This is a genomic window from Streptomyces eurythermus (genome assembly GCF_014649115.1).
GTDB lineage: Bacteria > Actinomycetota > Actinomycetes > Streptomycetales > Streptomycetaceae > Streptomyces > Streptomyces eurythermus.
This window is the reverse complement of record NZ_BMSK01000011.1, coordinates 105,946-119,075: the sequence shown is the minus strand read 5'-3', so window position 1 is coordinate 119,075 and position 13,130 is coordinate 105,946. Positions and strand designations below refer to the sequence as shown.

The following is a 13,130-nucleotide window of genomic DNA, read 5'->3' as shown; positions in this document are numbered from 1 at the left end:
GAAAAAGGCGAACACGCGTTCAGGCTCTCGGGCCGGGCCGCCGGAGGTCGGGAGTTTCCGCAGCTCGAACGTCGGGAGTCTGCGCAGCTCGAACACGGTTCCCTCGCCCCCACCACCGACCTCGCCGACCGCCATCGCGAGCGGCGCGCGACATTCTATCCATGGGGATCTCGCCGTTACCACCGGAACTCCCCACATGCGCGCGGATCCGCATTCCCGAACACCCTCACGGTTATCGGCTCCGCACCGGCCGGTCAGGGCTACGGGCCCTTTCGGAGCCAGGCCAGTGCGCGGCGCGCGGCGTTGTACCCGCACATGCCGTGGGCGCCGGGCCCGTGGAGCGGTCGACGGCTCGCAACTGCGTGCCGTGCGCCACCCGGCCGGGTGGTGGACCGACGGATCCGCGAATTCCCCTTACTCCCAAGGGTAGTTTGACGACCCCCCAGTCGTGGACGCACCAGGAGGAAGCACAGTGGCCGACTCACCTCAACACCGGATCTTCGCGATGCTGGACGTGGACGGCGACGGCGCCATCACCCAGGAGGAGTACCTCGCGCGGGTCGACCGGGTGGCGGCCGCCGTGGGCCGCGACGCCGGCGATCCGGTCGTCGCCGCGTCCCGGGCCGCTCATGAGGCCGTCTTCAGGGACATGGACGCCGACGGCGACGGACGCGTCACGTTCGAGGAATACCGCGCCTGGGTCGGGCACGAGGCGTTCGAGCGTTCCTGCCGGCCCGCCCTGGGCTCCCTGTTCGACCTCGCCGACACCGACGCCGACGGACACCTCGACCGCGCCGCGTTCACCCGGCTGCGCACGGCGGCGGGGAACGCCGAGACCGACGCCGGCGCGGCGTTCGACGCGCTCGACACCGACCACGACGGGCTGATCGACCGCGACGCCTACCTGACGGGCATCCGGGACTTCGTCACCACCGGCAGCTCCCCCATGGCCGCGGCCTACGGCGCCGGGCCCGCGCTCGGTATCCGCTCCTGACCGGACGGGGACCCGGTGGCGCCGGTGACCGGCGCCGGCCGGGAGCTGTCCCTTTGGTTTCGGGATGCGTACACTCCACTGCGACGTGTGATCTTCGCGGGCCGGAGGGCGCGGCATGGGTGGACCCGGGACTCCCCGACGTGAAGTGGTCACGGGGGCTCCCCGGACGTCTCGCCCGGCCCCCGGGCCGGTTCCCCCCGCCCGGACACGCCCCCAGGACACCGCCGCTCTCAGGGATTTGATGCGCCGTCAACTCCGGCTCGGCGTCCTGGCCTTCGGGATGCTCGTCGCGGTGATCGGGCCGTTGCCCCTCGTCTTCGCCGCCCTGCCCGACCCGGCGGTCCGGCCGGGCAGCGCGCTGCTCGTCTGGGCCGTACTGGGAGTCGGCGCCTACCCCGTGTTCGTCGTCATCGGCCGGTGGTACGTCGTGCGGGCCGAACGCAATGAACGGGACGCCGGGGAACGAGACGCCGGGGAACGGGACGAAGGGGCCCGGCGGTGAACGGGGGCCGGGCGTCCGGAGCCGCCGGGTGAACCAGACGTACGGCATCGTGGCCGTGGCGGCGGCGGTCCTGGCCACGCTGGTGATCGGCTCGGTGGGGCTGCGCGTCTCGCGCACCACGTCCGACTTCTACGTCGCCTCCCGTACCGTCCCGCCGTACCTCAACGCCATGGCCGTCAGCGGGGAGTACCTCTCGGCCGCCTCCTTCCTCGGCATCGCCGGGCTCGTCGCCGCCGAGGGCGTCCAGATGCTCTGGTTCCCCGTCGGCTACGCGGCCGGCTACCTCGTCCTGCTCGCGTTCGTCGCCGCCCCGCTGCGCCGCTCCGGCGCCTACACCCTGCCCGACTTCGCCGACTCACGGCTCGGCTCCACCGCCGCCCGGCGGGTCGCCGGAGTGCTCGTCGTCGGCGTCGGCTGGCTCTACCTGCTGCCCCAGCTCCAGGGCGCCGGCCTCACCCTCGGCCTGGTCACGGGCGCGCCGCACTGGCTCGGCGGTGTGCTCGTCGCCGTCGTCGTCACCCTGGCCGTGGCCGCCGGCGGCATGCGCGGCATCACCTTCGTGCAGGCGTTCCAGTACTGCCTGAAGCTGACCGCGCTCCTCGTACCCGCGCTGTTCCTGCTGCTCGCCTGGCACGGCGACCCGCGCCCCGCCGGCGCCCTGGAGGAACCGCCGGCCTTCCGCCGGCACACCCAGGTCACCGTCGACAGCACCGTACGGCTGCGGATCGAGGCGCCGTTGCGGGCCGTGGCGAGCGGTGCCGTGGACGGCAGGGCCTACGACGGCGCGCCGCTGGCGCTGGACCCCGGAGTGCACGAGATCCGGGCCGGGACCACCCTGCGCTTCCCGCCCGGGACCCCGGTGCCCGAGCGCGCGCCCGGCGACGGCGGGCCGGGCGCCGCCGCCGGCTGGGCGGCACCGCTGTCCGGCGGCGAGGAGGAGCACCCGCTCTACGCCACGTACGGACTGATCTGCGCCACCTTCCTCGGCACCATGGGACTGCCGCACGTCCTCGTCCGCTTCTACACCAACCCCGACGGCCGCGCCGCCCGGCGCACCACCGTGATCGTGCTCGCCCTCGTCGGCGGCTTCTATCTGCTGCCGCCCCTCTACGGCCTCCTCGGCCGGCTCTACGCCCCCGACCTGCTGCTCACCGGCAACACCGACGCCGCCGTCCTCGTCCTGCCCGAGCGGCTGCTCGGCGGCACCGCCGGTGATCTGCTCGGCGCGCTGATCGCCGCCGGCGCCTGCGCCGCCTTCCTGTCCACCGCCTCCGGGCTCACCCTGTCCGTCGCGGGCGTGCTCAGCCAGGACGTGCTGCCCTCGCTCGGCGTCCGCCGCTTCCGGCTCGCCACGCTGCCCGCGGTGGCCGTGCCCGGCACCGTGAGCGTGGCCGCCGGCCAGCTCCCCGTCGCCGGCGCCGTGGGACTCGCCTTCGCCGTGGCCGCCTCCGCCTTCTGCCCGCTGCTGGTGCTCGGCATCTGGTGGCGCGGGCTGACCCCGCCCGGCGCGATCGCGGGACTCCTCGCCGGCGGAGGCGGCGCCCTCACCGCCGTCACCCTCACCATCGCCGGGCCACCGGCAGGCGGCTGGGCGCACTCCCTGCTCGCCTGGCCCGCCGTGTGGTCCGTCCCGCTCGGCTTCCTGACCATGATCCTGGTGTCCCTGGCCACCCGGGACCGGATACCGCCCGGCACCGACGCCGCCATGGCCCGCCTCCACCTGCCCGAACGCCCGGCCGGCCGGGACCTGCCCAGCACCCGCCGAGGAGTGACGACGCCATGACGACCCACCGGTACCGGCGGTGCGCGGCCCACGGCACCCGCCCGTGAACGGCCTCGCCCTGCTCGCCGCCGGCGCCCCGCTGCTCTTCGCCGCCGGGCTCGCCACCGGACGCCTGCTGGCCCGCCGGGCGGCCCGGGGCGGCCCGGACCCCGGCACCCCCGTGGAACGCGCCACCTTCCGCACCCTGCACACCGCGTCCGTGGCCGCGCCTCCGCTGCGCGCCGGACTCACCCCGGACGCCGCCCGCAAGGCGGTCCGCGGGCTGCGGCCGCTGTTCGGCACGGCCGCGCTCGGGCTCACCGCCGAGGACCGGCTGCTGGCCTGGGAGGGACCGGGCCGGCACCACACGGAGGCGGCCCTGGAGCGGGTCCGCCAGGTGCTGGACACCGGCCGCGCGCAGACCTTCGCCGTCGCCTGCCCGGACCCGGACTGCCCGGTGCGCTGGGGCGCCGCCGCGCCGCTCACCGTCGACCGGCGCGTGCCCGGCGCCCTCGTCGTGCTCGGCGCGGGGGAGCCGGGGTCCGGGGCGCGGGCCACCGAGGAGGTGGCGCGCTGGGTCTCCGTCCAGCTGGAACTCGCCGACCTCGACCGGACCCGCACCGGGCTGATCGAGGCGGAGGTCCGGGCGCTGCGCGCGCAGATCTCCCCGCACTTCGTCTACAACTCCCTGGCGGCGATCGCGTCCTTCGTCCGCACCGACCCCGAGCGGGCCCGCGAGCTGCTGCTGGAGTTCGCCGACTTCGCCCGCTACTCCTTCCGCCGCCACGGCGCGTTCACCACCCTGGCCGAGGAACTGCGCGCCGTCGAGCAGTTCCTGGAGCTGGTCCGGGCCCGGTTCGGGCCGCGCCTGGAGGTCACCCTGCGGATCGCCCCCGAGGTGCTGCCGGTGGCCGTTCCCTTCCTCTGCCTCCAGCCCCTGGTGGAGAACGCGGTCAAGCACGGACTGGAGGGGAGCGCCGGGCGCGGCCGGATCACGATCACCGCGCACGACGAGGGGGCGACGGCCCGGATCGCCGTCGAGGACAACGGGGTGGGCATGGAGCCCGGCCGGCTCCGCCGGATCCTGCGCGGCGAGGACGGACCGACGGCGGGCATCGGGTTGCGCAACGTGGACGAGCGGCTGCGCCAGGTCTACGGCGACGAGCACGGCCTGGTCATCGAGACCGGCGTCGGCGCCGGGACGAAGGTCACCCTCCGCGTCCCCAAGTACCGGCCCGGGGTCCACAGCGCGCCCCCGGACACCCCGCCCGGGGACACCGGCCCCGGGAACGCCGAGCCTCACGACACCGGGCCCGCGCACAGCGAACCCCCGGACACGCAGGTGCCGGGGGTCGCGGAGCCGGGGGACGGTGGGCTACGCCGTCTCGACCGCTGAGGCCTCGGCTGTCGGCGTCCCGCCCGCCGGCGCCAGCCCGCGCTGCCGGCGCGCCGCCATCACCGCGTAGACGATGATCCCGACGAACAGGAACAGCACACCCTGGTACACCGCCGCGTACCCGGCGCCCGCCATCAGCCAGACGGAGAACGCGGCGGCCACGGCCGTGATCACGGAGTCCCGCACCAGCCGCCCCCGGTCGACCTGCCCGGGCCGCCCGGCCACGAGGTGGAAGATCTGCGCGGCGGTGGCCAGCAGATACGGCACGGTCGCGGTGAACGTGGTGACCAGAACCAGGACGTCGAAGACCTTGGCCGAGCCGGAGAAGTAGTTGTAGACGGTGAGCAGCGAGGCGAGGACGACCGTCACGCCCACGCCGACCGTGGGCACGCCCCGCCGCCGGCGGGCGAAGGCGCTCGGGAACAGTCCGTCGCGCGCCGCCGCGTACGGCGTCTGGGCGCTGAGCAGGGTCCAGCCGTTGAGGCAGCCGGTCATCGACACCAGCGCGGCGAGCGCCACCGCCGTACCGCCCCAGCTGCCCCCGAACATCGTGTTCACGGCGTCCGAGAACGGCGCGCTGGAGGACACCAGCCGGTCGTGCGCGACCGTGCCGAACACCGACACCGTGCCCAGCAGGTACACCAGCGCCGCGCCCGCGGTGCCGATGACGGTGGCGCGGCCCACGTTGCGGCGGGCGTTCTTGACCTCGCCCGCGCTGACGGCGGCGGACTCCACCCCGAGGTAGGAGAAGAGCAGCAGGGCGGCGGAGGCGGAGACCGCGCCGACCGCGCCGTGCCCGCTCGCGTTGAACGGCCCGAGCCGGTCCGGGTCGAAGAAGAACAGCCCGCCGACCGCGACCAGCAGCAGCGGTACGAACTTCAGCACGGTGGAGACCAGCTGGACGGCGCCGACGTACCGGGTGCCGGCGAAGTTGGCGAGGGCGGGCAGCCACTGGAGGGCGAGCGCGGCCAGGCAGGCGGTCCAGCGGTGGTCGTCGACCGGGATCAGCACGTCCAGGTAGCCGACGGCGGCGACGGCGAGCGCGGCGTTCGACACCCAGGTGGTGATCCAGTACGACCAGGCCGCGAGGAAGCCGGCGAAGTCGCCGAACGCCTCGCGGGCGTAGACGTAGGGGCCGCCGGTGCGCGGGTCCCGGGCGGCCAGCCGGCCGAAGACCAGGGCGAGCGCGATGGCGCCGACGGTCAGCACGACGAACGCGACCAGGCTGACCGTGCCGTAGGGGGCGATGGAGGCGGGCAGCAGGAAGATGCCGCCGCCGATGATGTTGCCCATGACCAGCGCGGTGGCGACGGGCAGGCCGAACCGGCGGGCATGCCGGCCGGCGTCGCCGTGCGGGTCCTCGGCGGGAACCGTGGGCGGCGCCGCGGGGGTCTCCGCGGAGGCCGGAGCCGACCGTGCGACGGTTCCGGTGTTGTGCATGGGTGGTGCGCCTCTCATGGAACGGATGTTCCCGGGATCACCGGGACGGGCTCCATGGTCGGGGATGCGCCGATCTGGCTCAAAATCGCCGTTTTTTGTTCCGTGCGGGCCGCTTGATCACGCAAAAAACGTCGCGGTGCGGACCTCCCGCCGCCAGATGTCCGGCGCCGGTCGCGGTCAGTCCGCCGCCCACAGCCCGCGCACATGCCCCAGATGCCGGGTCATGATCGCGTCGACGGCCTGCTCGTCGCGCTCCAGCAGGGCGTCCAGCAGCTCCAGGTGCTCCTCGGCGGAGGCGAGCAGCCGGCCCGTCCGGACCAGCGCGGTCAGCCCGTACAGCCGGGAGCGCCCCCGCAGGTCGGCGACGACCTCGACCAGGTGCGCGTTGCCCGCGAGGGCGAGCAGGCCGAGGTGGAAACGGGTGTCCGCCTCGACGTAGGCGATCAGGTCGCCCGCCGCGGCGGCCTGGACGATCTCCCGGGCCGCCGGGCGCAGCGCCTCCAGCGAGACCCGGTCCGCGGTGCGGGCCAGGGCCACCACGGTCGGGATCTCGATGAGCGCCCGGATCTGTGTGTACTCGTCCAGCTGCCGGTCGGAGACGACGGTGACCCGGAACCCCTTGTTGGGCACGGTGTCGACCAGTCCCTCCTTGGCCAGGTCGAGCATCGCCTCCCGTACCGGCGTCGCCGAGACACCGAACCGGGCGGCCAGCGAGGGCGCCGAGTACACCTCGCCCGGCCGCAGCTCGCCCGCGATCAGCGCGGCGCGCAGGGCGTCCGCGACCCGCTCGCGGTAACTGCTGCGCCGTCCGCCGAGCCGGGGGAGGGCGGACAGCTCCGCGTCGCGCGTGTTCTGTGCCATGTCACGCATCACCGGGGTGAGTGTAGAGGAGCCGGGCAGGGGAGGAGCCCGGGGGTGCCACAGGACGAACCCCGCTACAGGACGAACCCCTCGGGGAACGGGTCGTCCGGGTCCAGCAGATACTGTGCCGTCCCGGTGATCCACGCGCGGCCGGTGAAGCTGGGCAGCACGGCCGGCACCCCGGCGACCTCGGTCGTGCCCAGCAGCCGACCGCTGAACCGGGTGCCGATGAAGGACTCGTTCACGAACTCGGTGCCCAGCGGGAGTTCACCGCGCGCGTGCAGCTGCGCCATGCGCGCGCAGGTGCCGGTGCCGCAGGGGGAGCGGTCGAACCAGCCCGGGTGGATGACCATCGCGTGCCGGGAGTGCCGGGCCGTGGCGCCGGGCGCGTACAGGTGGACGTGGTGGCAGCCGCGGATGGACGGGTCCTGCGGATGGACCGGCTCGTCCTGCTCGTTGACGGCCCGCATCAGCGCCAGCCCCGCCGCCAGGATGTCGTCCTTGCGGGCGCGGTCGAAGGGCAGCCCGAGGGCGTCCACGGGCAGGATCGCGTAGAAGTTGCCGCCGTAGGCGAGGTCGTAGCGGACGGTCCGGCCGTCCGGCAGGGTGACCTCGCGGTCCAGCCCGGCGGCGAACGACGGCACGTTCCGCAGGGTCACGCTCCGGGCGGCGCCGTCCGCCACCGCGACCTCGGCGATCACGACCCCCGCCGGGGTGTCCAGCCGGATGGTGGTCACCGGCTCGGTGACCTCCACCATGCCCGTCTCGACCAGGACGGTGGCCACCCCGATCGTCCCGTGCCCGCACATCGGCAGATACCCGGAGACCTCGATGTAGATGATGCCCCAGTCGCAGTCGGGGCGGGTCGGCGGCTGCAGGACGGCACCGCTCATCGCGGAGTGGCCGCGCGGTTCGTTCATCAGCAACCGCTTGACGTGGTCGCGGTGCTGGCGGAAGTACAGCCGCCGTTCGTTCATCGTCGCGCCGGGCACGGTGCCGATCCCGCCGGTGATCACCCGGGTCGGCATGCCCTCGGTGTGCGAGTCGACGGCGTGCAGGACGAGCTTGCTGCGCATCTTCCGGCCTCCTTCCCCTCGTCAGACCAGCCCGGCGGCCAGGGCCTTCTCGGTGGCCGCGCGGACCGCGGCCTCCTGCTCGGGCAGCAGCGGCACCCTCGGCGGGCGCACCGGGCCGCCGTACCGTCCGGCGAGGTCCATGGAGAGCTTGATCGCCTGGACGAACTCCGTCCTGGAGTCCCAGCGCAGCAGCGGATGCAGCTGCCGGTACAGGGGCAGCGCGGTGGCCCGGTCGCCGGACACGGCCGCGCGGTACAGCTCCACCGAGGCGCGGGGCAGCGCGTTGGGATAGCCGGCCACCCAGCCCTTGGCGCCGGCCGTCGCCAGCTCCAGCAGTACATCGTCGGCACCGACCAACAGGTCGAGGTCCGGGGCCAGTTCGGCGATCCGCCAGGCGCGGCGCACATCCCCGGAGAACTCCTTGACGGCCTGCACCAGCCCCTCGCCGTGCAGCCGGGCGAGGAGTTCGGGCACCAGGTCGACCTTGGTGTCGACCGGGTTGTTGTACGCCACCACCGGCAGGCCGGCCCGGGCGACCTCCGTGTAGTGGGCGAGGACGGAACGCTCGTCGGCGCGATAGGCGTTGGGCGGCAGCAGCATCACCGCCGCGCAGCCGGCCGCGCCGGCCTGCTCGGCCCAGCGGCGGGCCTCCGCGGAGCCGTACGCGGCCACACCCGGCATCACCCGCTCCCCGCCGACCGCGGCCACGGCGGTCCGAACCACCCGGGCCCGCTCCTCGGGGGTGAGCACCTGGTACTCGCCGAGCGAGCCGTTCGGTACGACGCCGTCGCAGCCGTTCGCGACGAGCCAGGCACAGTGCTCGGCGTAGCGGTCGTGGTCGACCGAGAGGTCGTCGCGGAAGGGGAGCGCGGTGGCGACGAGGACGCCGTGCCAGGGGCGGTGCGGTAGGTCGGACATCGGAAGTCCCCCATCTCGGCAGGTAACCGTCTTGGTGAGGTGTGATATGGCACTGTTGGACACGGCTTACTCGGTATCCGGCAGCCCGGCCAGGACGCCGAGCGGTACCGGCCGGGCGAACGGCCGGCGTCCGGGATCGAGCGGGCAGCCCGTCAGACCGGCCACCGCGGGCCCGCACATCCGGCCCTGGCACCAGCCCATCCCGGCCCGGGTGAGCAGCTTCACGGTGCGCGCGTCCCCGGCGCCGAGCGTGCCGACCGCCTCGCACACCCGTCCCGCGGTGACCTCCTCGCAGCGGCACACCACCGTCTCGTCCGGCAGTCGCTCCGCCCAGCCCGCGGGCGGGGCGTACACCGAATCCAGGGCCGCGGCGAACGCGCGCGCCCGCGCCCTGGTCCGGTCGGCGGCGGCCCAGCGGCGCGGGTCCGGGGCGGTGCCGTACAGCCGCGCGGCGGCCGACTGCCCGGCGATGCGCCCCTCGGCGAGCGCGAGCGTCGCGCCGCCGACCCCGGTGGCCTCCCCGGCGGCCCAGACGCCGGGCACGTCGGTGCGCTGCTCGGCGTCGACCCGTACGGCGGTGCCGGACAGGGCGCAGCCGAGGGTCTCGGCGAGGTCGGTGTGCGGCAGCAGTCCGTGGCCCACGGCGAGGGTGTCGCAGCGCACCCGGCGGGCGGTGCCGGGCCGCGGGCGTCCGGTCCGGTCGAGCGCGGCCACCGTCACCGCCTCCAGCCGCTCGGTGCCGTGCGCCGCGAGGACCGTGTGCCGGGGCAGGACGCGCACGCCGTGCCGCAGCAGCCGGGCCGCGTACCCGGCGCCCTCGGCGAGTGTGCCGGGCTGTGCGGCCAGGGCGGGCAGCCGGCGTGACAGCGCGGCCGGACCGGCGGACTCCACCAGCGCCGCCACCTGGGCACCGGCCGCGGCCAGCCCGGTCGCCACCGGCAGCAGCAGTGGCCCGGTCCCGGCGACCACGGCCGTCCGTCCGGGCAGCACCAGCTGTCCCTTGAGCATGGCCTGCGCCCCGCCCGCTGTGACGACCCCGGGCAGCGTCCAGCCGGGAAAGGGCAGCACCCGCTCGTAGCCGCCGGTGGCGAGGAGCACGGCGTCCGCGCGGACGGTGACGCCCTCCTCCTGCCCGGGGCCGCGCAGCGCGTACACGGTGAACCCGCCGGAGCCGGACTCGCCTGCCACGCACCACACATGGTGGTCGGTCAGATGGGTGATCCGGCCCGCCGCGCGGTGCCGTTCGAGACCGGTCCGCAGCCGCTCCCAGGTCCGCCACCGGTGGTGCGGGGCGTGGGGCCGGCGGGCGCCGAGACCGGCGGCCGGCTGCCGGTAGAACTGCCCGCCGGCCTGGTCGGCCGCGTCGACCAGGAGCACCCGGACACCCCGTGCGGCGGCCGTCAGGGCCGCGGCGAGACCGGCCGGGCCCGCGCCGACGACGGCGAGCCGAGGGCGCTCAGTCATCGTCCCGGCCCGTCCCCCGCTGGGTGCGGATCACATCGCCCGGGCGCACCGGCACCAGACAAGCCCGTTGGCCGGGGCGGTCGTTGACGGTCACCAGGCAGTCGAAGCACACCCCGATGCCGCAGAACACCCCGCGCGGCGCGCCGGTGCCCCGGGTGCCGCGCCAGGCCGTCACACCCGCCGCCCACAGCGCCGCCGCGACCGTCTGACCGGGCAGCGCCCGCAGGGGCCGGCCGTCGAAGGTGGCGGTGTGGGCCGGGCCCGGCCGGGCCCGCGTCGGCTCAAGGGGATTCACCGTCGTTTCCTCCCTGTGTGTCGAACCGCTCCGGCCGGAACGGTGTGAGGTCGAGCTCCGGCGCCTTGCCGGTGAGCGCCCGCGCGATCAACAGCCCGGTGGCCGGGGCGAGTCCGATGCCGGCGCCCTCGTGTCCGCAGGCGTGGAACAGGCCGGGCACCCGGGGGTCGGGGCCGATCGCCGGCAGATGGTCGGGCAGATACGGCCGGAAGCCCGCGTACGTCCGCAGCGCGCGGACCTGCCGGAGGAACGGGAACAGCCCGACGGCCCCGGCGGCGAGCGCCCGGACCGCGCGCAGCGACAGCGAGCGGTCGAAGCCCACCCGTTCCCGGGTGGCGCCGATCAGCACCGGTCCGGCCGCCGTGCCCTCCACCACCGGCGAGGCGCGCAGCCCGGCCGAGTCGCTGGCCACGTCGGCCACGTAGTCCGCGGCGTACACCTTGTGCCGGACCCGGCGCGGCAGCGGCTCGGTGACCAGGACGAAACCGCGCCGGGGGAGCACCGGCAGCCGGATCCCGGCGAGCGCCGCGAGCTCGCCGCCCCGGACACCGGCCGCGTTCACCACCGCCGGGGCGTGGATGTCCCCCCGGTCGGTGCGGACGCCGTACACCATGCCGTCCGCCCCGCGCAGCACCCCGGTCACCGTGTGGCCGGGGTGCAGCCGGGCCCCGGAGGCGCGCAGCAGATGGGCGGCGGCCAGCGCGGGCATGACCTGGGCGTCCTGCGGATAGTGCACCCCGCCCGCCATCCCCGGCGCCAAGTACGGTTCCAGGTCGGGGAGTCGGTCGGCCGCCACCGGTACGGCCGTGACGCCGGCGGACCGCTGGCGGGCGGCGAGGTCCCGCAGCGCGGCCAGCGCGCCGGGTGCCGAGGCGACCACCAGACCGCCCTTGGGCTCGTACTCGACCGCCGCGCCCAGCTCCTGCGCCAGCCCGGCCCACAACCGGGCCGACAGCAGGGCCAGTCGCAGCTCCGGTCCCGGCTCCTTGTCGGAGACCAGGAGGTTGCCCTCGCCCGCTCCGGTGGTGCCGCCGGCCACCGCGCCGCGGTCCACCACCCGTACCTCCAGGCCGGCCCGGGCGGCGTACAGCGCGCAGGCCGCGCCCGCCATCCCGGCTCCGACGACCACGACATCGCAGGTCAGCCGCTTCGCCACGGCAGTACTATGTCACATGTTTCTCACCCTGAGGAGACCCCCGACTCCGGTGCGTGGACGCCCCCTTGACGTCCTACCGAGCCCGATCGACACTCCAGGGAGGGAATCCTAGTGAACAGGTAGGAAATCATGGCGCGCCTCGCACCGGGCACCGGCCGAACGGACCGGACCCCGTCGCGCGCACCCCTGCTCACCTCCCGCCGTCACATCGACCTCCAGCGTGTCTGCAGCGCGATCAGCCGCCACCGCTGAACCGGGCCGACCCTCGGCCCCCGCCGGCCGGCCGTCGCCCGTGCCGGAGCGCCCGTCCGCACGCCCACCACCCGGGGAGACGCATGTCCATCACTCCGCTCGCCGCCGTCCGGCCCGCCCACCGCACCGCCCCCCTGTTCCGGGGCCGGATCGGCCGGGACGCGCGCAGCGGCCACTACGCCGTGCCGCACCGCTACCGGCTCCACCTGTCCACCGCCTGCCCCGACGGGCTGCGCCTCGCCGTCGGCCACAGCCTCCTCGGCCTGGACACCCGCTGTCCGGTCACCCTCCTGCCCGCCGTCCCCGACTGTCCCGACGGCGGCCACACGGCGCTGCGTCCGCTGTACGAGGCGAGCGCCCACCACTACACCGGCCCCGCCCACGAGCCCGTGCTCAGCGACGACTGGTCCGGACGCATCGTCAGCACCCACACCCCCGACATCCTGCGCGACCTGGACCTGCTGCGCCCGGACGACCGCGCCGGCCTGTACCCCGCGGGCCTGGAGTCCGTGATCGAGGCGGTGGAGCGGATGTGCGCCGAGGGCATCGAGGAGGCCGCCCAGCGCGCCGGCCGGGCGGGCGCCGACCCGGGGGAGCGGGCCGCCGCGCTCGACACCCTGCTGGACACCCTGGGCCGGCTGGAACGCCGGCTGAGCGGCGAGGAGTACCTGGCCGACGGCCGGCTCACCGCCGCCGACATCGAGCTGTGGGTGACCCTGGTGCAGCTCGACACCGTCCACCGCTGCCACCTCGACGCCTCCGCCGTGCACCGGGTGGCCGGGCACCGCGCGCTGTGGGCCTACGCCCGCCGGCTGGCCGCCCACCCGGCCTTCGGCCGCCATCTCGACCTCGACGGCATCGCCCGCCGCCACCATGGCCACTGCCAGGGCCTGGAGGCCGCCGGAGCCGCCGTCCAGATCCTGGACTGGGCGAGCCACGCCGCGCACACCCCGGGCGCCTGCCGCAGGTGAGAGCGGTCCGCCGGGGTCCACTGGGCGGACGGGCGTTGACATT

The 13,130-nt window shown here is 75.3% G+C and carries 13 protein-coding genes; 6 read left to right on the top strand and 7 right to left on the bottom strand.

Annotation, left to right across the window (positions count from 1 at the left end):
• Positions 1-472: 472 nt before the first annotated feature.
• The 4 genes from IE251_RS21845 to IE251_RS21830 all read left to right on the top strand — a co-directional run bounded on the left by IE251_RS21845 (position 473) and on the right by IE251_RS21830 (position 4,654).
• Positions 473-994 (top strand): EF-hand domain-containing protein, encoded by a 522-nt coding sequence (locus IE251_RS21845; protein ID WP_268253339.1) that lies wholly within the window; start codon positions 473-475, stop codon positions 992-994.
• Between the two features lie 241 nt (positions 995-1,235).
• Positions 1,236-1,496, top strand: coding sequence for a hypothetical protein (locus IE251_RS21840; protein ID WP_307784868.1), 261 nt, complete (start codon positions 1,236-1,238; stop codon positions 1,494-1,496).
• 28 nt (positions 1,497-1,524) lie between these two features.
• Positions 1,525-3,279, top strand: a complete 1,755-nt coding sequence (locus IE251_RS21835) for a sodium/solute symporter (RefSeq protein WP_189754691.1) — start codon at positions 1,525-1,527, stop codon at positions 3,277-3,279.
• 43 nt (positions 3,280-3,322) lie between these two features.
• Positions 3,323-4,654, top strand: a complete 1,332-nt coding sequence (locus IE251_RS21830) for a sensor histidine kinase (RefSeq protein ID WP_189754690.1) — start codon at positions 3,323-3,325, stop codon at positions 4,652-4,654.
• Here IE251_RS21830 and IE251_RS21825 read toward each other — a convergent pair.
• From IE251_RS21825 to IE251_RS21795, 7 genes are all read right to left on the bottom strand, one after another.
• Entirely contained in the window at positions 4,634-6,094 is a 1,461-nt protein-coding gene (locus IE251_RS21825) for an amino acid permease (protein WP_189754689.1), read from the bottom strand. The two genes, IE251_RS21830 and IE251_RS21825, sit on opposite strands and share 21 nt — an antisense overlap.
• 177 nt (positions 6,095-6,271) lie before the next feature.
• A complete protein-coding gene (locus IE251_RS21820) occupies positions 6,272-6,964 on the bottom strand; it encodes a GntR family transcriptional regulator (protein ID WP_229896881.1) in 693 nt (230 codons plus the stop codon).
• Between the two features lie 65 nt (positions 6,965-7,029).
• The gene (locus IE251_RS21815; protein ID WP_189754688.1) at positions 7,030-8,031 is read right to left on the bottom strand and encodes a proline racemase family protein; all 1,002 of its coding nucleotides are present in this window, start codon (positions 8,029-8,031) and stop codon (positions 7,030-7,032) included.
• A gap of 21 nt (positions 8,032-8,052) precedes the next feature.
• Complete coding sequence (locus tag IE251_RS21810; RefSeq protein ID WP_189754687.1) at positions 8,053-8,949, bottom strand: dihydrodipicolinate synthase family protein; 897 nt, start codon at positions 8,947-8,949, stop codon at positions 8,053-8,055.
• Positions 8,950-9,015: 66 nt separating this feature from the next.
• Positions 9,016-10,413 carry an FAD/NAD(P)-dependent oxidoreductase gene (locus tag IE251_RS21805; protein WP_189754686.1) on the bottom strand — a complete coding sequence of 466 codons (1,398 nt, stop codon included), beginning with the start codon at positions 10,411-10,413 and terminating at the stop codon, positions 9,016-9,018.
• Complete coding sequence (locus IE251_RS21800) at positions 10,406-10,708, bottom strand: (2Fe-2S)-binding protein (protein WP_189754685.1); 303 nt, start codon at positions 10,706-10,708, stop codon at positions 10,406-10,408. Before IE251_RS21800 ends, IE251_RS21805 begins: the two co-directional genes overlap by 8 nt.
• Positions 10,695-11,864, bottom strand: a complete 1,170-nt coding sequence (locus IE251_RS21795; protein ID WP_189754684.1) for an NAD(P)/FAD-dependent oxidoreductase — start codon at positions 11,862-11,864, stop codon at positions 10,695-10,697. Before IE251_RS21795 ends, IE251_RS21800 begins: the two co-directional genes overlap by 14 nt.
• A gap of 129 nt (positions 11,865-11,993) precedes the next feature.
• Between IE251_RS21795 and IE251_RS42145 the strand changes: the two genes are divergently transcribed.
• Complete coding sequence (locus IE251_RS42145) at positions 11,994-12,116, top strand: putative leader peptide (RefSeq protein ID WP_342450982.1); 123 nt, start codon at positions 11,994-11,996, stop codon at positions 12,114-12,116.
• An 83-nt stretch (positions 12,117-12,199) separates the two neighbouring features.
• Positions 12,200-13,087 carry a glutathione S-transferase C-terminal domain-containing protein gene (locus IE251_RS21790; protein WP_189754683.1) on the top strand — a complete coding sequence of 296 codons (888 nt, stop codon included), beginning with the start codon at positions 12,200-12,202 and terminating at the stop codon, positions 13,085-13,087.
• The last annotated feature ends 43 nt before the right edge of the window (positions 13,088-13,130 follow it).